We start from the raw sequence: 17,512 nt of genomic DNA, 5'->3' as shown, positions 1-17,512 counted from the left end.
CCTTTATTATGAATATCTATAACTATTACAACATTGCTTTTTCGGGAGAATTGCTGTTATCCTGGAAAGCTAAACGAGCTGCCATGTTGGGGTTTAAGTACTTTGATGTATAGCTTGCATCGTTACCGTTGATGAATAATACATTTTTACCTTTTATGGTTTCTATAATGCGGTTGCAATATTGCGGTGCAACGGCAGGGCAACCCTGGCTGCGGCCCAAACGGCCTAACGCTTTGATAGAACCCTCGCCAACATACTCCGCGGCATGCAGTACAATATCACGTTCGTTTGCACGATCATTAAACCCCTGATCCATACCATTTAACCTTAATGAACGGCCATGTTTGCCCATGTAAACATTATCGGTAACATAAAAGCCCAAACTGCTTTCAAACGAATCTACATTGTTTGAAAAACGACTGGCAATATCATTACCGCTATTTGAGCCATGGGCTACCCAGGTGTTTAATACCAATTCCTTTTTTTGCAGATCAACGATCCACATCCGTTTGGTGCAGCTTGATTTAGCCAGATCAACAATGGTTATTACCGAACTGTTTGCCGATAATTTATTCTCTGTTTTTAAATTATAATAGCCAACTACGGCTTTTTTAAATACACCGGCATCCAAACCGCTTGATTGCAGATCGGCAGCTTGATAGATGCTTTCGACGTATTGGTTAAATAACTGGCCAGACAAGGCCTCGCTTGAAATTTCGGTTGAATCTTTAGTTGAAAAGCTGTTTGGTGTATAAACAGGGCTGCTAACGGTTAGCGACAGTACAAAACACACACATGGGATCCACAAAGATTTAATCATACTTAAATAAGTTAGTTAACAATTAATTAGTTAGGCGTTGTTATACGCAAGTTGTAAACAAAAAGTTAGGCTTATTGAGGTTGAAGTGCAAAAAGGTAAACTATTACGCTGTTTTATTGCTTAATATATAAATAACGATAAATGAAAGGAATTATTTTATCGTTTAATTATTAAATTGGTATATACAAAAAGCGGGGGCACTTTTGATGCCCCCGCTTTACTTAATTTTTGTTTGTTAAAATTTATATGCCAGTGTGGTTATAAATTGTGTTGGTGGTATTGGTGTAACACTGTAATTATCGTGAATTAAGTAATTCATGGTGTTGGTTACATTGGTTACAGCGGCCAGTAACGAAAGTTTTTTATAGGTATAACCAGCTGATAGATCAACTGTTGCAAAACCACCTACAGGTAATAAACGATTATATTTTTGTGTTTGGTTTATGGTATTGTTGTACCCTGCGTAACGGAAGCCTGTATAGAATGCAGATGCACCTAATTTAAACCCTTTTAGTTTAGGGCCATCAAATGTATAAAATAATGAGCCGTTAGCGGTATGGGTTGGGTTTATCACAATAGGTTCGCCTTCCAGATTTGAACCTGTTAAGCCGGTTGTGTTAGAGAAATAGGCGTGGTTATAACTGTAGCCCGTAATGAAGTAAAAGTTTTTTGACAGATTCCCGCTCAGATCGATCTCTAAACCATCGCTGGTTGTTTGACCACTGAATTTTTTAATTGTAGTAATTGAATTGGTGCTTCCGTCCTTTAACGTTGGTGACATTACAGCAAGGTTACTGTTTATAATACGATAGATGCTGACATTCAAAGCTATCTTACCATCAAACAATTGATTTTTTGAACCTAATTCATATTGGTTAACAATGGATGGCGATAGGGGTACATTATCAACATCGGTACCGGTATTTACAATAAAGTTGTTGGTGTATGAAGCATAAACGGATGTTCTATTTGATGGCTGATAGATTAAAGCAAACTTTGGTGAAAAGGCTTTATCATCTTTGGTAACAGTAGTATTAGGCGTAGATGACTCTGCACCAGTAGCAACATCTTTAATGTTCGTACGCATTATTTCTTGTATAGACCAACGGATACCTGCCAATACTTTAAATTTATCGCTTAAGCTAATTAGATCCTGCGCATAAGCTCCAAAACGAGAAACCGGGGCTGTGGTACGCGTGATATTGTTCGCTACAGGCATATCGGTACGTTGCTGGTACTTATCAAGGTCAACAATATTGATCAGATCGTATGAACTGGCTGTGCCATTAATTGTACCCAGGCCAGTAAAAGTGTATCCATTGGTTAAATTAACCACACGGGCAACATCGGTACCAATTAATACCTGGTGTGCAATTGCCCCGGTATTAAATTTACCGTTCAAGTTAGCCTGCGCGGTATAATTGTTTTCGGTTGTGTTAGCCCGGGCTACGCCGCGTGCCCAATCGCCTGTGGCGCTTACGCTGTTTGGCAAGCTTGAACCATATGAATCTATTTGGGTGCCCTGCGCCGAAGTAATAAATTTAAAGTGCCATGCATCATTAAACTGATGGTTAACCGTTAACGTTCCGGAGTATTGATCCATGTGGCTGTATGCCCAGGCGGTATTGATGAATTGAGAACGAGGAACAGCGGTTGGTATTTGCTGGCCTGTGTTTAATGTTCCAATACCCCAATCAGGTGTAAGGTTTGATTTCAGGTAATCGCCAGATAATAAAATGGTTGTTTTATCGCCCACTTTGTATAGCAATGATGGATTAACGTAAGCGCGTTCGGTTTTTACCTGGTTACGGTAGCTACCGTCGTTTTCATAGGTGCCCACTACACGGAAGGCAAGGTTTTTACTAATGGGCCCATAAACATCAATCGTTGGTTTATACATATTGTAACTGCCATAGCGCATTGATACTTCGCCACCAAAATCAAACTTGGGTTTTTTGGTCACCATGTTGATGATCAACCCGCCAGATACATTACCATATAACAAGGCCGAACCGCCTTTGAGGATTTCTACCGACTCTAATGTACTTGCTTCCGGGAAACCCGCGGTGTTGGTTAAAACACCATCTTTAAATATACTGCCCGAGCCACCGCCGATACTTATACTATAACCCCTGGCTGTAAATGTTTCGCCAACGCCACCTCGTGTTTGTGTTAATGTAACACCGCTTACGTTTCTTACAGCATCTCCTAATCTATTGATCTGTTGATCTTCGATCACCTTGTTACTTACTACGCCTGTGCTTTGTGGTAAATCCATCGGGCTGATATCTGCTTTTCCTAAAGCTACATGGGTGGTGTTAACGTTTTTACCCGAATTAATATTGATATCGCACAATTGATTGGCGTTTTGCGATAATGTAAAATTTAGTGTAGTTGTTTTACCCGGTTCAACCGTTACGGTTTGCTGCTGCTGTTTGTGCCCAATATAACTTATGGTAAGGTTATAACTACCTGAATTTAGATGTTGTATGATATAGTTGCCATTATCGGCCGTTATGGCTTGCTTATTTATTGATTTTATACTAACAGTTACACCAGCCGCGGGCTTGCCATCGCTGGTTAAAACCTGACCTTTAATATTTCCACGAGTAGATTGAGCCTCGGCATAGAAACTTGTTAATATCAGCAAATAAACCAAAACTGTTTTTGCGAATAGGTTGAGATAGAATTTTTTCATATTTATTTAGACCAATTATAAACAGTCGCAAAGAAATAGAAAATATCTTCACAAAACAATTTTATTTATAATTAGTCTAAATAGACGGAGATTGGTTTAGAATTTGCTTTTAGATGTTTTTAGCATCTATTATTTTAAAGAAATTATCGCGATAGGTATCGCCAACGGGAATTATTTTGTCTTTGATCCAAATGCGGCTGCGTTCGATGCTATCGATCTTGTTGAGTGCTACGATGTATGATTTGTGCACACGGATAAAATGTTTTTCGGGTAGGGCATCTTCCATTTTTTTCATGATCTGGAGGGTGATGATGCGCTCTGTTGGGGTAAATATGGAAATATAATCTTTTAATCCTTCGATAAAAAGGATATCGTGCAGATAAACTTTTTGGATCTTATGTTCAGTTTTAACGAAGATGAAATCGCTTAACAGATCTTTTTGTGTTGGCTCTGGCAATGCTGCAGCAGGCACTGGTGTTGTTGAGGGATTAATGATAGATTGCGCTTTTTGCACTGATTTGTAAAACCTGTCGAACGCGATGGGTTTTAACAGATAATCAACAACATCTAATTCATATCCTTCCAAAGCATATTCGGAATAAGCTGTGGTTAATATCACTTTGGCTTTACCGTTGGCTATTTTAAGGAATTGAATACCGGTTAGTTCGGGCATTTGAACATCCAGAAAAACCAGATCGGCTTCGCCATTTTGGACCAGTGACAGTGCCTCGATAGGGTTTGTGGTAGCTTTAATTAGAGTTAAAAACGGAATTTTGCGAATATAGTCTTCTAATATATGCAGGGCCAATGGCTCATCGTCAACTACCAAACATCGTATCATGGCTATAAATCTAAGGATAATTCGCTTGTGTACACCTCGGTGCCATCATCAATTTTCAATTGGTATTTATCGGGATACAGCAGATCAAGCCGGCGTTTTACGTTGTTAAGGCCTATTCCGCCGGTTGCATCCTTATTAAACTGATGTTTTTTGTTTTCCATTTTAAATGAAAGATGATCTGGCTGAACATCCATTAAGATATGGATAGGTGTGGCCGGATCATTAGCTACACCATGTTTAAAAGCGTTTTCGATAAAAGATATCAGCAAAAGCGGAACTATGCGCTGGCCGCTGATAAGCCCGTTCACTTCAAAATCAACAAAGGCTTTGTTGCCATAGCGTATTTTTTGCAGGTCGATATAGTTTTGCAGGTATTGGAGTTCTTTACCCAGGTCTACTTTATTATCGTTACACTCATAGAGCATGTAGCGCATGATCTCGGAGAGCTTCAGGATAGCTTCGGGTGTGGTTTCTGATCGCTGGTAGGCCAGCGAATAGATACTGTTAAGAGAGTTGAATAAAAAATGAGGGTTGATCTGCGATTTTAAAAAGGCCAGTTCGGCACTGAGGCGTTGGTTTTCCAGATCGCGCTGGATGCGCTCGTTCAGGAACCAGTCCATTGTAAATTTGAGTACAGTGCTTAGAAAAACAAATATCAAACTTGTGAAAAAGGCACTTTCGTAATAAGACACAAAGCCGATAGCTTCGTGCTTGCTACCCCGTATCAGCACATAATCTTTAAAATAAAGCGCTATTCCGTATTTAATAAAACCATAAACCAGTATCAGGATGAGTAGGTTTATATTGTAGATGAGGTACCTTTTTTTATTTAAAAATTTAGGTATCAGGAAAAGGTAATTGATGTAGAAAAGACTAATGTTTATTAATCCGTAAAGGCCAAAAATGACCAACAGCGCCAAGTTGCTCAGTTTTGTGCTGCTGTGCGTAATGAAGCTGAAGAAGGCTATCATACACACCCAAAAAGCTACATGGAAGAAAACTTGCCAGCCTTTTTTCATAATTTAATTAAAGGGACGAAAAAATATTTTTTACTGCATCTAAAGTAAAATAAATAACAATATAACAGACTGCCTTTAGATGTACCCTCTGATTTTACCGATGAACGGGAATTAACAGCCGACCAACGGGTTTGCACCTGTATTTGCCTGTTCATCTATAATTAGTGCCCGTTGGTCTAAATGTTTTTAGCAGGTTAAACCTTTGATGTTCTTTTGTATCATCAAAACAATCAAACAACAAACCTGTCATGAAAAAACTAATTACTAACACAAACCCATTCATACTTTTAATATTACCTGTATTATTTGCAATGGCAATAGGCGTTAACTACCAGTTTAAACAGGATAGCGCTGAATTAAAGAAAGTTGCAAACATTACAAATCAAAGTAAACAAGCTACCTCATTGTTCAATAAAAGTATAACTTTGTTTAAAGCGGTATGTTCCGTTAGTAAACAAAGAGAATGGTAATCAATACCGATCAGCTTTCTTTCCACTTTGGCGATCAGCAGGTTGTAAAATCACTGTCGCTACAAGTTCCGGAAGGGTGCATATATGGTTTCCTGGGCCCGAATGGGGCAGGTAAAACCACCACAATTAAATTACTGCTTAACCTGCTGCATCCGGATAACGGCACCATCAAAATATTTGATCAGGATATTACCACTCACCGGATCGAGATATTATCGCAAATAGGCTCATTGATTGAGCAGCCTGCCATTTACAGCCACCTATCCGGACGTGAAAATTTATGTAACCGGGCCTTGCTTTTGCAGGTTCCGGTTTCGCGCGTTGATGAGATGCTGGAATTGGTTAGATTAAAGCAAGCGGCCAATAAAAAAGCCGGGCAGTATTCGTTAGGGATGAAACAGCGTTTAGGTATTGCGCTGGCTTTATTATCTGACCCGAAACTGATCATTTTAGACGAGCCTACTAATGGGTTGGATCCTAATGGTATTATCGAGATTCGCGAGTTGCTGATGAAACTGGTTAGGGAACAGGGTAAAACCGTGTTTATATCGAGCCACTTATTGGCCGAGATTGAGCGGATGGCTACTTATGTAGGTATCATCAATCATGGTGAAATGCTTTTTCAGGGTAGTATTGAAGAATTACAGGGCCTAAGCAAACCATTGGTACACGTTGAACTGACAGACAGCGCCGATGCTGCCAACCTTTTAGGTCGCAGCGGATATACGGTTAGCGATGTGCGCGATGGTAACCTATTTATCCCTTATACATCAAAAGAAGACACAGGGAAGATCAATACTTTGCTGAACCAACATGGCCATGTGGTTTACGCGATTGGTAAGGTACAAAAGGACCTTGAGAATTTATTTTTATCCATTACCCAAAACTCGTAACAATGAAAGGATTTATATTATCACTACGTTCTGAGTTTTATAAGAGCCGCAAAACGCTGGGTTTTTGGTGTTCTATTATATTACCACTGGTTATTTGCTTATTGGTATTTGTTGGCTATTTAACCCATAGCGATAAAATGGGTAAAATGCCGGGGCAACTTTTATGGATGTCGTACGCGAGTATCATATTGGGGGTTATGGGTTCGTTGCTGCTCCCTATTTATGTTATTATTATTGGCTACTCGGTAAACAGCATTGAGCACAAGGCCGATACCTGGAAAACCTTGTTTTCGTTGCCTATTTCAAAATGGTCGGTTTATGCGGCTAAGTTTGTTTATGCCTTGTTTTTGGTGTTTATGTGCCTATTGCTCTTTTATGTTTTCACCATAGCGAGCGGCAACTTATTGAGCACTTTAAAGCCTGAGCTTAAGTTTAACGAGTTCCACATGGAGAGCTTTTTGGGGCAGGTTTATTTGAAACTGTTTCTGGCTTCGTTAGGTATACTTTCTTTACAGTTTTTATTGAGCCTGGTATGGGCCGACTTTTTGAAGCCGATGGGTATTGGTTTTTTAGGAACCATTGCCGGTATGATACTGGTGGGCGTTAAATGGGAATATAATTATTGGATACCTTACGCACACCCGCTTTTGGCTATTAACGGTTTATTTAAACAGCCAAAAACACCTACGCCAGCACCACCAACCTTAAGCGTTGAATTGTTTACCAACGAGATATACGTTAGCCTTGGCATAGCCGTAGTGTTTTTTATAGCCGGATTTTTTATTGTGCAGAAGAAAAGCGTAAAGTAGTTTTACAGCTCGTTAACCATAGCCTCGTACAGCTTATTGATCTCGATGGGTTTGCGGAGGAACCCGTTGAAGTAGGTCATGTATTCTTGCTGATGCTCGGCGGTTATATCTGCTGTTAGGGCAAATATGGGTTTGGTACAGTTAAAACTCTTCTCGTCGCGGATGCTTTTGGTGGCTTCAAAGCCGTCCATTTCGGGCATGTGGATATCCATCAAAATAAAATCGTAAGCTTTTAAGCGCGATTTTTCGAGCGCCTGTAAACCATCTTTGGCATGCTCGGTTTTCATTTTCCAGTTGGAGAGCAGTTTCATGGCAACCATGGCATTGATCATGTTATCTTCGGCCAGCAATACGGTTTTATCTTTCAGCAAATCTGATTGTGCCAGCGGCATTTTATTTGGTGTTGCTGAGCGATTGAGTTCCAGATCAAAATAAAATTCGGAACCCTGATCAAGTGTGCTTGCTACCTCAATATGGCTATCGTGCAGTTCCACAAGCTTTTTCACAATAGCTAAACCCAAACCGGAGCCCCCTTGTTTGCGGGTGGTGATCGATTTTGGTTGCGAGAAGCTTTCGAAAATTAATTCGAGGTGATTGCTGGCAATACCCGTGCCTGTATCACTAATTTTAATGCGCAGGGTATCTGTATCTCCATTGCTGCTTAGTTTATCAACCCTTACATCAATACGGCCGGTTTCGGTGAATTTGATAGAGTTGGTAATGAGGTTGCCGATGATCTGCGAAAGCTTGGTTTCGTCAACCAGGTACGATTCGCACAGGCCGATATCTAAAGTTAAAAACAGCTGCAGTCCTTTATTTTTAGCCAGGCTCTCGTAGGTGTTCTTTATGTTTTCGAGCAGCAATCCAAAATTTGTGGGGTGCAGTTCAAGCTTGCCTTTGCCGGTATCAAGTTTGGTAAAATCGAGGATGTCGTTAATGATGAGCAACAGGTTATTGGCGGCAAAACGTAGTGAATTAACAAATTGCTTTTCCTTTTTACCCACCTTATCGCTCAGCAAAGCGGCTATGGTTATTACCGCGTTTAATGGGGTTCGGATCTCGTGGCTCATGGTTGACAGAAACTCCTGCTTTACCAGCGCGGCTTGCTCGGCCCGGTTCTTTTTTTCGATGATCTCGGCTTTTTCAATTTGTACACGGGCCTCCCTCTCCAACGATTCCATTTTGGAAAGCAGGTCGTAATTCTCAATTATCTTTAAGGTCTGGGTATTGATAACGGCCTCTTTTTGTTCCAGATAGCGTTCCAAATATTTTAAGGCCTTAACAGGATTATTTTCCAGTTTAAAGATCTGATAAAGCTGGTAGTTACACCTGAATTTGATGATAACGATGTTGTATTGTTCGCTCAGTTCGAGGCCTTGTTTTAGTATTGTTTTGGCTTTTTCGTATTGATTAATTTCGACATACATTGCCGCTAATTTGCAATAGACCATACCCAGGCCCAGTTTTTCGCCCATTTCCTGATGAATGGCTATGGCATGCTCAAAATCACGTTCGGCTTTGTCAAAGTCTTTATTATAATCGTGCACTTTGGCCCGGGCGTATAATGAAAAAGCCAATCCGCGAATATCGCCCGTTTGCTTTTTCATGCTGATGGAACGCTCTGCCAGCTCCATCGCCTTTTCGGCATCGTGTTGTTTAATGTATAAACCCGATAGTGGGTTATAGGCATTTGATTCGAGGTTGGTATCACCGGCACTTTTTGCCGCATCTACCGATTCCTCGTATGATTTGATTGCGTTTTTTTGATCACCAAAATACTGATATATGGTGCCCAATGATTTTTGAACACGTGCCTGGTTATGGTAATCGTTATACTTGCGGTATGTGGCCAGGCAATCTATCAGGTAAACCAAACCCAAATGGTAATTATTGGTTTTGTAATAAATGCCAGCTATGCTGTATTTGGCATCGGCTATACCTTTCTCGTCGTGTAGTTCTTCAAAAAACTTAATGGCTTCTTCTGACCGGACCATTGAGTTATCGTACTCGCCCTGTATCATCGCGTAAAGCGCTAACTGGTTCAGGCTTTTACCTATCAGGTTTTTATTAGCTATCTTACGGCTTAGGGAAAGGGCTTTATTGGCGAGGTTGGTACTTTCTTTTAAATTGCTTATACGGCATGAGTACGCCTCGTCCAGGAGCGCAATAATTTGTTTGCCGGTTTCTGCTTCAACGGGTTCCATCTCAGGTTAAAATAAGCAATCAGGGTTAAAAGAGTTGCCAGGGTTAATTAGAAATTATCATTCTGACATGAAGTTTTAATTTGCCCTTAATTCAAATTTACCAAATAAAATATCATAACACACCTAGGCAAATAATTATTTTATATATGTATATTTCATAAACGATAATGAGGATATTTGAATTATGAACCGCATTGACCGCATATCTGCCATATTGATACAACTGCAATCGCGCAGGGTGACCAAGGCGCAGGATGTTGCAGATAGGTTTGGGATAAGCTTGCGTACCGTTTACCGGGATGTGAAAGCGCTTGAAGAAGCGGGAATACCGATAATAGGCGAAGCTGGCGTGGGATACTCTATTATGGATGGTTACCGTTTGCCACCTGTAATGTTTACCAAAGAGGAAGCGATATCGTTTTTAACTGCCGAAAAACTGGTAGAGCACCTAACGGATACGGCCAACAGCGCCAATTACAGATCGGCGATGTATAAGATCAAGGCCGTTTTACGCACTACCGAAAAAGACTTGCTGGAAGATATGGATACCCATATTGAAATTTTACAAGGGCGGCGGACCAGCACTATAAATCCTGATCTGAACGTAATTCAGCCGATTTTGAAAAGTATTAGTGAGGCTAAAGTTATCGCGTTAAAATACTTTTCGAACCATAGTCAGCAACATACCGAGCGCCTGGTTGAACCGGTTGGGGTATTTTATTTAGATGGTTACTGGCACCTGATAGCCTATTGCCGTTTGCGGGACGACTACAGAGACTTTAGGTTGGACAGGATACAGGATATCCGGCTAACAGAAGAAAATTTCTCGCGGAAGCACCCGCCATTGAAAAACCATTTGAAAAACTGGTATGAGGATAAGGACTTGCAGGAGGTGATTATCCGTGTAAACAAAAAGGCGGTGCCTTACCTGGGTGAGCAAAAATACTACAGCGGTTATATATCTGAACGCCACATGGATGATGATACGGTTGAGATGATATTTTTAACAGGATCAATAGAAGGTTTTGCGCGGTGGTATATGATGTATGGCGATATGGCTACGATAGTTAAACCGGATAAGCTGATCGATAGGGTGAAAGAGCTGATTGAAAATATTTCTGCAAAATTAGTTGGTACCGAGATTTCCTGCTGACATAGGGTTGTCATTAGCTGGTGTTTACTTTGTATTGTAAACCAAAAAATCAAACAGCTATGTCAATTATCAAAATGTTAGTTAAAGAAATGGAGCAGGAAGCTCAAACCACCCGCAAAATGTTAAGCCGCATTCCGGATGATAAATACCAGTGGGCGCCGCATGCTAAAAGCATGACCATACAACGTTTAGCCAACCACATTGCCGAGTTACCTGCCTGGGTAACTATGACATTAAATACCAGCGAACTGGATTTTGCCGCTAACCCGTACGAATCAACCTTTATTAACAACACAAAAGAATTACTGGAGCTATTTGAGAAATCGTTTGCCGAAGGTAAAGCGAGTTTGGAGCAAGCTACGGAAGCCGACCTGGAGCCTATGTGGACCTTACGCAATGGCGACCAGATATTGAGTTTATCAACTAAAGGCGAAGTTATCCGGATGGCTTTTAGCCAGATAGTGCATCACAGGGCACAAATGGGTGTATTTTTAAGGTTATTGGATGTACCGATACCGGGAAGTTACGGGCCAAGCGCTGATGATATGAATTTTTAATTTTTATTGTGAAACGAAGCAACCGCATGGTGGTTATGGCTCCATGCGGTTGCTTCGTTCCTCCTTTGACACCGTTTTATATTATGCCTTTTACCCTTTCCTGATACTCTTTAATTGCTGTTTTTGAGGCGCGTGTTAGCCAGCCATCAATCAGCAATTGTTTTAAAACTTCGGGTTGTACTGCTGCTAATTTAACCAGTACGTAATTAGAATTATCGTAGTGCGGGGTGATATAGAAAATATCAGGATCGGCTTTTATCAATGCGTCTCTGTTAGCAACCGGCATGGCCAAGGTTTCGCCATCTTCTTTCATGCGGGCCAGCAACTTTTTTTGGAAGTAGAAACCCTCGGTACCAAAACACAAACCTTCACGGGTTCCCGGTAAGGAAAGAACTACCTTGCGGATGAACTCAAGATAGATGATGGTGCTGGTATTCATTACACTAATGTAAAGCTTTTAAAACATTTTGACCGCAAATGCTTTTATCTGTTATGAGCATTTCCGACGAATCTTTCCGTGAGCAATTTAAACCGCTACACATACCGGCCCATTATCAGGATAGTAATAATGACCAGGATAAAATTGTTTATGCTTTGGCCCAGCTGGGCGAAGGAGCGGCTGACGAGGTTGCCGCCAAACTTGCCGAACTTGACCCCGCCATTGATGCCGCACGCTTTACCGCTGTGGCCGCTTCGGTGTTAAATAATTTGTTTGATAAGGGCCTGATCAAAGGCGCTGAAATATCCGGGAAAACCCGTTACGATCTGAGTAAAATTACCAAAGCTAATGATGGCGGCGTAAACCCGGATCTGCTGGCGCCGGGTTTGGATTAGTATGAGCCTTGTGTACCCGAGCGTAATTGCGCCGCGGTGCCTTCGAGTGTAATGTGCTTGAACATCTCTTTTAACTTGGCCACACGTTGCTTGTAAAATATACTACGATAGGGTTTTACCTCATCTAACAATTCCATTGCCTCTTGTGCCCAATCTTTAAGTTCTGCTACTTTATTTTCCTTATCAACCGCTGTCATAATCTGTATTTTTGAAATACAATTTTACTAAATTTATTAGTATTTGTCAAGTGTTTTTTGTACTTTTATTGTATGTAAGATGTATGAAGTAAGCGAGAATCAAGAGACAAGAATCAGGAATCAAGATTGAAAAAAATCCTACTTTATCCCCCTCTTAAATAATGACTGAAGGATTGAATGCCCGAATGATTGATTGAAAAAAACCTACTTTATCCCCCTCCATTATATAATGATTGAGTAAAACGAGAGAATTAATTTAAAAAATCCCCCTTATACCCCCTTCTTTGTTATTTAAGTTATTGATGTTATTATGAAAAATGAGTTGCAAGAGTTATACGGCAATATTGATATTTACCTGTTCGATCAGTTATTGAAAGGGACCTATGACGATTGTCAGTCTGTTATTGATGTGGGTTGCGGCGGGGGTAGAAACATCGTTTACTTTTTGAAAAACGGGTATGATGTTTTTGGTATTGACCCGAATGCCGGGACGATTGAGGCTGTTAAAGGTTTGTCGTTAAAGTTAGCGCCATTAAACCTTTTAGAGAACTTTGTGGTTGCGAATGCTGAAGACATGCCTTTTAGTGATGCTGCTTTCGATCTGGCTATTTGCAGCGCGGTGCTCCACTTCGCTAAAGACAATGCTCATTTCGACGCGATGTTGAATTCGATATGGAGGGTGATTAAGCCGGGTGGATATTTGTTTGCACGGTTGGCATCGGATATTGGCATTGAAACGCAGGTACGTGATATGGGTAATGGCCGCTATTTATTGCCCGATGGCTCGGAGCGGTTTTTGGTTAATGAACAAACATTGTTGCGATACACGCATAAATTAGGCGGACAACTGCATGAGCCCATTAAAACAACCAATGTGCAAAACCTGCGCTGTATGACCACCTGGTGCCTGCGTAAATTGTAAGCAAAGCAACCTACAAGGTTTAGCTGCCGTAATATTGATATGCCCAAGCCTGAAACCTTAGTGATATTGAGCCCCGGCTTCCCGGTTAATGAAGCGGATAGCACTTGTTTGCCACCACAGCAGGTTTTTGTACGCGCGCTTAAGCAAGCCTATCCTAATTTAAATATTGTTGTTTTGGCGTTTGAGTATCCCTTTGCCAAAGCAAGCTACCAATGGTTTGGTGTTGATGTGATTGCCTTTGGCGGAAAAAACAGGAACAAGTTATTCCGTTTGTTTAACTGGATCAAAATATGGCAGGTTTTGCGAAAGCTCAACAAGCAGAACAATGTTATTGGCCTATTAAGTTTTTGGGTTGATGAATGCGCTTTTATTGGGCATTACTTTGGCAAGCGATATGGCACAAAACATTTAAGCTGGATTTTGGGGCAAGATGCCAGACCGGGTAACCGCTATTTTAAGCTCATCAAACCAAAGGCGGAACAGTTAATAGCCTTATCGGATTTTGTTAGGAACGAGGTTTATAAAAACTATGGTATTATGCCCAAGCACACCATTACAACCGGTATTGATATTTGCCTTTTCGGCGAAAGCCCGCTTAAGCGGGATATTGATATTTTGGGGGCGGGATCGTTAATAGCACTTAAGCGATACGATGTTTTTATAGAGGCGGTGAAAACTATAGCGAGGTATATACCTAATGTAAAAGCGGTAATCTGCGGTAAGGGCCCCGAAAGGGAAAAGCTTCGAAGGCTGATCAAACAGCATGGTTTAGGTAAAAACATAGTGCTGAGGCACGAATTGCCGCATGCTGAAGTTTTGGGTTTAATGCAGCGCTCGAAGGTATTTTTACATACATCCGAATATGAAGGTTTTGGCGCCGTGTTATTAGAGGCCTTATATGCCGGGGCACAGGTTGTATCGTTTGTTAAACCCATGGATAAAGCTGTTGAACACTTACATGTGGTTAACAATTTTGAAGAAATGAATGCCCGGGTATTTGAATTGTTACTCGAAAAACAACTTGATCATACCCCTGTATTGGTTTACCCGATACAACAAGTAGCTATTGATATGATGAGCCTATTTTCTCAAAGTGATAGTGCTACTGCTTCTATCCTCGCGGCAATGGCTTCGGACGAGAGGGTTTCTTTGTAATGTTTTAAGGTGAACTCGCGCTGTTGAGCCATGTTCATCCCGATGGTTTTAAGTAGGGTGGTTAATAGAGCCTGCTGATTTCCTGCTTCGTAAAGGTGTCCACATTTGCCATTGTCGGTCATCATCCGGAAGGAAAGAATATCGGTAACAATAGGGATCACACCGCACGACATGGCCTCGCAAATTACGGCGCTTGATCCTTCGTAAAAGGAACCAGAAATAATGAAGTCGGCACCGTTGAACCAGTATAATAAATCAGCATGTGGGGTTTTTCCGACCAATACGATGGCATCACGAAGAGTAGGGTTATTATCCAATAGTTCAATAATTTCGGACAGTAATTCTTCGGTTTGGTAGATCATATATAACCGTGCCGAGGTATTGATTTTGACGAAGTTTAAAAAGACTCTAACTACATTTAACGGGTCTTTATTCTGATTCAAACGGCCAACCCACAAAAATATGGGGGCACCACTAATGCCGGTTATTGCCTGCGCGAGGGCTTTATCAATTGGACTAAATACGGATGAAACCTCCATTACACCGTGAATTTTATTGGGCGACGCCAGGTTGCCGCGGATAACCCATTCCATCCCCATATCGCGCGAAGCAAAAAGATAGGCATTGATACACCGGTCAGCTAATTTTTGGATCCTTTTTTTAATGCCCGTGTGTGGCTGTTCGGCGTGGTGCTGAGCGATCACTTTGATTTTGGAACCAAGCAATAATCGTAATTGGATGATCTGCGATGAAAAATGCAAGCCGTGAATAAATACGATATCCGGGTTTAAACTTTTGATGTATCGGTGTAGCTTAAACGGGAAATACCTACCCCATTTAGATAAGCGTTTGAATTGAAACTGAATACCATTTTGCAGGTATTCGCCTTCGTAATTTATCTGCTCAATGCTAATAATGGTATGATTTACAGCCAGCGCCTCCTGAATACAAACGTAAAAGTTAATACGGCGCAGCCATGCTTCGGGGGTATTAAACTCCGGCGTATATACATAGCTGGCAAAAACGATCTTCATTTAGTGAACAGATAAAAGGCCTTCCGCTGTTACAGGTAGCTTGGCTTCGGGATAGTATTGATGGATCTGATGGATCAATCCTGATAAATCACCCTGAACATATTTGCAAGTGCCATTTATTTCAATTTTACTGTAGGCATCGCGGTTAAGGTTGATTAATTGGACAGATAGTGTTTCATCAAACAGGCGGATATTTCCATGATGAATAACCAACAAGATATCTTCGGGCGTGATATCAAAAAATGAACTTACATGTGGTTTTACGATAACAATATCCGCATCCTTGCCTTCGGCAAGTTGGCCGCTGTTGGTTTTCCAAATGTGGGATGGATTAGTTGTTAATGATTGGTATAGCTCTTCATCACTCAACAAGGTGGTTTTTCGCGCCAGACGGATATGATCCCAGATATCCGAATTCCCCGTAAGGGTTGAATCTGTTCCGAAGAGTACGGTTGTGCTATCTTTCAATGCATTAACCGGGGCTGTTTTGTTCAGCAAAAAGTAATTGGTTTGGGGGCACCAAACTAAGGCCTTAAAATGTTTGGCTTGTTCCGGATTCATTGCTACGCCGTGTATACCAATCAAATCGCGTTGTAAAATATTCCAGCGGATCAATTCATCAATTTCAAACTCTGCGGCTTTGTCTGTTCCTTCGCCAATATGAATAACGGCCGGGATATTCAGCTTTAACGGGTTATTTAACCGTGGTTTCCAGTTTCGCTCAAGGCGGATGGAATGCAGGCTTTGGCAATGATCATGAACGGTGATCAACTCTTCGCCGGTATCGTGCTTTATGCCATGATCCACAACCGTAGTAACACCGCAAAGCAGGCTTTTATAAACGCCCCATTTGGCACGCAAGGCTACCGGGATAGCCAAAACCCGGTCAATTTGTTCTTTATAATTTGTATGAATGTAGTCGCCCCACTCTACATAGTTTGAATAGGTTTTGCAACCCAATTGCGGGAAAACGTTAAAATCCAGATGATCGTGCGAGTTGATCAAGCCGGGGATAGCCAGAGCATTCCCTAAATTTAATTGCAGCCTGTCGTCAAACTCGGCAAAGGGAGTATTTGATATGAAAGAGATCTGGGCGCCATCAATCCCGATGTTAAAAACATCGTTACTACCCATCAATTTCACATCATTTAAAACCATCATCCTTTTTTTAAATGCAATCCGTAAATCATGGGCATCCCTCTAAATTTCCAGTATACGTGCATCGCATTTTGTTTTATGTAGTAATGCATCACGGTATTATCAATTACTTTTTCGGCTTCGTTAATCAGTTCAAAATTTTGTTCTTTAAAAAAGGATTTGATCGCATCGGTTGGATGCACAAAATTGACTATCGGGATATGTGTATTCTGATATTGAAAGGTCCGTTTGCCCCCGGCGGCCAATGCTTTGGGATGAAAATCGGTAATAATGATATTACCTCCGGGCTTTAAAACCCGGCACCATTCCAACAAGGCCTCGTCCAGGTTTTCGATATGAGCAACCGTTAGGGTTGATATGATCAGGTCGTAAGTATTATCCGGAATATGCCCTAAAAAGTTATCTGTGATCTGCACTGTATCCGCATCCGGGAATTTGAGTTTTAAGCGGTTAAGCATCCCATCCGAAACATCGTAACCGGTTAATTTAGCCGGTAGGTTTTGGAAGAGCATAGGCCAGTGCCTGCCGGTGCCGCAACCTATATCGGCTATTACTTTATCCTTAACGGAAATATTGGCCATTAGTTGGGTAAAAACCACGCCGTCTAAGTAAAACATCAGGTTATCCGGTTGGTCGTCGTAATTATCGGCCCAAAGGTTATACGCCTCTTGCGAGCCCTTATCGGGGACATGAAAGGATTTGTATTTGATGATGTTCCTGATGGTTTGTATCACGGTCTGAAGATTAG

The 17,512-nt window shown here is 41.2% G+C and carries 18 protein-coding genes; 8 read left to right on the top strand and 10 right to left on the bottom strand.

Annotation, left to right across the window (positions count from 1 at the left end):
* Positions 1–25 precede the first annotated feature (25 nt).
* From ABIN91_RS13660 to ABIN91_RS13645, 4 genes are all read right to left on the bottom strand, one after another.
* Positions 26–820: a murein L,D-transpeptidase catalytic domain family protein gene (locus ABIN91_RS13660; protein ID WP_348051672.1), complete on the bottom strand. Its 795-nt coding sequence runs from the start codon at positions 818–820 to the stop codon at positions 26–28.
* A 235-nt stretch (positions 821–1,055) separates the two neighbouring features.
* Positions 1,056–3,518 carry a TonB-dependent receptor gene (locus ABIN91_RS13655; protein WP_348051671.1) on the bottom strand — a complete coding sequence of 821 codons (2,463 nt, stop codon included), beginning with the start codon at positions 3,516–3,518 and terminating at the stop codon, positions 1,056–1,058.
* Between the two features lie 109 nt (positions 3,519–3,627).
* Positions 3,628–4,359: a LytTR family DNA-binding domain-containing protein gene (locus ABIN91_RS13650; RefSeq protein WP_348051670.1), complete on the bottom strand. Its 732-nt coding sequence runs from the start codon at positions 4,357–4,359 to the stop codon at positions 3,628–3,630.
* A gap of 2 nt (positions 4,360–4,361) precedes the next feature.
* Positions 4,362–5,378, bottom strand: a complete 1,017-nt coding sequence (locus ABIN91_RS13645) for a sensor histidine kinase (protein ID WP_348051669.1) — start codon at positions 5,376–5,378, stop codon at positions 4,362–4,364.
* 248 nt (positions 5,379–5,626) lie between these two features.
* On the opposite strand from ABIN91_RS13645, the gene ABIN91_RS13640 reads away from it, so the two are divergent.
* Genes ABIN91_RS13640 through ABIN91_RS13630 form a run of 3 tightly spaced genes read left to right on the top strand, consistent with a single transcriptional unit; the run spans position 5,627 to position 7,550 of the window.
* Positions 5,627–5,848 (top strand): hypothetical protein, encoded by a 222-nt coding sequence (locus ABIN91_RS13640; protein ID WP_348051668.1) that lies wholly within the window; start codon positions 5,627–5,629, stop codon positions 5,846–5,848.
* Positions 5,842–6,741 (top strand): ABC transporter ATP-binding protein, encoded by a 900-nt coding sequence (locus ABIN91_RS13635; RefSeq protein WP_348051667.1) that lies wholly within the window; start codon positions 5,842–5,844, stop codon positions 6,739–6,741. The genes ABIN91_RS13640 and ABIN91_RS13635 overlap by 7 nt, the downstream gene beginning before the upstream one ends.
* Before the next feature lie 2 nt (positions 6,742–6,743).
* Entirely contained in the window at positions 6,744–7,550 is an 807-nt protein-coding gene (locus ABIN91_RS13630) for an ABC transporter permease (protein ID WP_348051666.1), read from the top strand.
* Between the two features lie 2 nt (positions 7,551–7,552).
* Here ABIN91_RS13630 and ABIN91_RS13625 read toward each other — a convergent pair whose 3' ends face one another.
* On the bottom strand, positions 7,553–9,754 hold the full coding sequence (locus tag ABIN91_RS13625) for an ATP-binding protein (RefSeq protein ID WP_348051665.1): 2,202 nt from the start codon (positions 9,752–9,754) through the stop codon (positions 7,553–7,555).
* Positions 9,755–9,938: 184 nt separating this feature from the next.
* On the opposite strand from ABIN91_RS13625, the gene ABIN91_RS13620 reads away from it, so the two are divergent.
* The gene (locus ABIN91_RS13620; protein WP_348051664.1) at positions 9,939–10,907 is read left to right on the top strand and encodes a YafY family protein; all 969 of its coding nucleotides are present in this window, start codon (positions 9,939–9,941) and stop codon (positions 10,905–10,907) included.
* Positions 10,908–10,966: 59 nt separating this feature from the next.
* On the top strand, positions 10,967–11,464 hold the full coding sequence (locus ABIN91_RS13615; RefSeq protein ID WP_348051663.1) for a DinB family protein: 498 nt from the start codon (positions 10,967–10,969) through the stop codon (positions 11,462–11,464).
* Between the two features lie 76 nt (positions 11,465–11,540).
* Here the strand turns inward: ABIN91_RS13615 and ABIN91_RS13610 are convergent, their stop codons facing one another.
* On the bottom strand, positions 11,541–11,903 hold the full coding sequence (locus ABIN91_RS13610) for a hypothetical protein (RefSeq protein WP_348051662.1): 363 nt from the start codon (positions 11,901–11,903) through the stop codon (positions 11,541–11,543).
* A gap of 53 nt (positions 11,904–11,956) precedes the next feature.
* Between ABIN91_RS13610 and ABIN91_RS13605 the strand changes: the two genes are divergently transcribed.
* Entirely contained in the window at positions 11,957–12,298 is a 342-nt protein-coding gene (locus ABIN91_RS13605) for a hypothetical protein (protein ID WP_348051661.1), read from the top strand.
* On the opposite strand, the gene ABIN91_RS13600 is transcribed toward ABIN91_RS13605, so the two are convergent.
* Positions 12,295–12,495: a hypothetical protein gene (locus ABIN91_RS13600; protein ID WP_348051660.1), complete on the bottom strand. Its 201-nt coding sequence runs from the start codon at positions 12,493–12,495 to the stop codon at positions 12,295–12,297. The genes ABIN91_RS13605 and ABIN91_RS13600 overlap by 4 nt on opposite strands.
* A gap of 310 nt (positions 12,496–12,805) precedes the next feature.
* Between ABIN91_RS13600 and ABIN91_RS13595 the strand changes: the two genes are divergently transcribed.
* Positions 12,806–13,417 carry a class I SAM-dependent methyltransferase gene (locus ABIN91_RS13595; RefSeq protein WP_348051659.1) on the top strand — a complete coding sequence of 204 codons (612 nt, stop codon included), beginning with the start codon at positions 12,806–12,808 and terminating at the stop codon, positions 13,415–13,417.
* A 39-nt stretch (positions 13,418–13,456) separates the two neighbouring features.
* Positions 13,457–14,572, top strand: coding sequence for a glycosyltransferase (locus tag ABIN91_RS13590; RefSeq protein ID WP_348051658.1), 1,116 nt, complete (start codon positions 13,457–13,459; stop codon positions 14,570–14,572).
* Here ABIN91_RS13590 and ABIN91_RS13585 read toward each other — a convergent pair.
* Genes ABIN91_RS13585 through ABIN91_RS13575 form a run of 3 tightly spaced genes read right to left on the bottom strand, consistent with a single transcriptional unit; the run spans position 14,506 to position 17,498 of the window.
* Positions 14,506–15,606, bottom strand: coding sequence for a glycosyltransferase family 4 protein (locus tag ABIN91_RS13585; protein ID WP_348051657.1), 1,101 nt, complete (start codon positions 15,604–15,606; stop codon positions 14,506–14,508). The two genes, ABIN91_RS13590 and ABIN91_RS13585, sit on opposite strands and share 67 nt — an antisense overlap.
* On the bottom strand, positions 15,607–16,767 hold the full coding sequence (locus tag ABIN91_RS13580; RefSeq protein ID WP_348051656.1) for an amidohydrolase family protein: 1,161 nt from the start codon (positions 16,765–16,767) through the stop codon (positions 15,607–15,609). It abuts the gene before it with no gap.
* Positions 16,764–17,498: a class I SAM-dependent methyltransferase gene (locus ABIN91_RS13575; protein ID WP_348051655.1), complete on the bottom strand. Its 735-nt coding sequence runs from the start codon at positions 17,496–17,498 to the stop codon at positions 16,764–16,766. Before ABIN91_RS13575 ends, ABIN91_RS13580 begins: the two co-directional genes overlap by 4 nt.
* Positions 17,499–17,512 lie beyond the last annotated feature (14 nt).

The organism is Mucilaginibacter sp. (genome assembly GCF_039921305.1).
Lineage (GTDB): Bacteria > Bacteroidota > Bacteroidia > Sphingobacteriales > Sphingobacteriaceae > Mucilaginibacter.
This window is presented reverse-complemented; position numbering and strand designations above follow the sequence as displayed.

Excerpts from the sequence above, each read along its gene's own strand:
- ABIN91_RS13590 (WP_348051658.1), top strand. The coding sequence starts at position 13,457 with ATGCCCAAGCCTGAAACCTTAGTGATATTGAGCCCCGGCTTCCCGGTT.
- ABIN91_RS13630 (WP_348051666.1), top strand. The coding sequence starts at position 6,744 with ATGAAAGGATTTATATTATCACTACGTTCTGAGTTTTATAAGAGCCGC.
- ABIN91_RS13585 (WP_348051657.1), bottom strand. The coding sequence starts at position 15,606 with ATGAAGATCGTTTTTGCCAGCTATGTATATACGCCGGAGTTTAATACC.
- ABIN91_RS13615 (WP_348051663.1), top strand. The coding sequence starts at position 10,967 with ATGTCAATTATCAAAATGTTAGTTAAAGAAATGGAGCAGGAAGCTCAA.
- ABIN91_RS13580 (WP_348051656.1), bottom strand. The coding sequence starts at position 16,767 with ATGATGGTTTTAAATGATGTGAAATTGATGGGTAGTAACGATGTTTTT.
- ABIN91_RS13655 (WP_348051671.1), bottom strand. The coding sequence starts at position 3,518 with ATGAAAAAATTCTATCTCAACCTATTCGCAAAAACAGTTTTGGTTTAT.
- ABIN91_RS13610 (WP_348051662.1), bottom strand. The coding sequence starts at position 11,903 with ATGAATACCAGCACCATCATCTATCTTGAGTTCATCCGCAAGGTAGTT.
- ABIN91_RS13625 (WP_348051665.1), bottom strand. The coding sequence starts at position 9,754 with ATGGAACCCGTTGAAGCAGAAACCGGCAAACAAATTATTGCGCTCCTG.
- ABIN91_RS13635 (WP_348051667.1), top strand. The coding sequence starts at position 5,842 with ATGGTAATCAATACCGATCAGCTTTCTTTCCACTTTGGCGATCAGCAG.
- ABIN91_RS13595 (WP_348051659.1), top strand. The coding sequence starts at position 12,806 with ATGAAAAATGAGTTGCAAGAGTTATACGGCAATATTGATATTTACCTG.
- ABIN91_RS13645 (WP_348051669.1), bottom strand. The coding sequence starts at position 5,378 with ATGAAAAAAGGCTGGCAAGTTTTCTTCCATGTAGCTTTTTGGGTGTGT.
- ABIN91_RS13660 (WP_348051672.1), bottom strand. The coding sequence starts at position 820 with ATGATTAAATCTTTGTGGATCCCATGTGTGTGTTTTGTACTGTCGCTA.
- ABIN91_RS13620 (WP_348051664.1), top strand. The coding sequence starts at position 9,939 with ATGAACCGCATTGACCGCATATCTGCCATATTGATACAACTGCAATCG.
- ABIN91_RS13605 (WP_348051661.1), top strand. The coding sequence starts at position 11,957 with ATGAGCATTTCCGACGAATCTTTCCGTGAGCAATTTAAACCGCTACAC.
- ABIN91_RS13600 (WP_348051660.1), bottom strand. The coding sequence starts at position 12,495 with ATGACAGCGGTTGATAAGGAAAATAAAGTAGCAGAACTTAAAGATTGG.
- ABIN91_RS13640 (WP_348051668.1), top strand. The coding sequence starts at position 5,627 with ATGAAAAAACTAATTACTAACACAAACCCATTCATACTTTTAATATTA.
- ABIN91_RS13650 (WP_348051670.1), bottom strand. The coding sequence starts at position 4,359 with ATGATACGATGTTTGGTAGTTGACGATGAGCCATTGGCCCTGCATATA.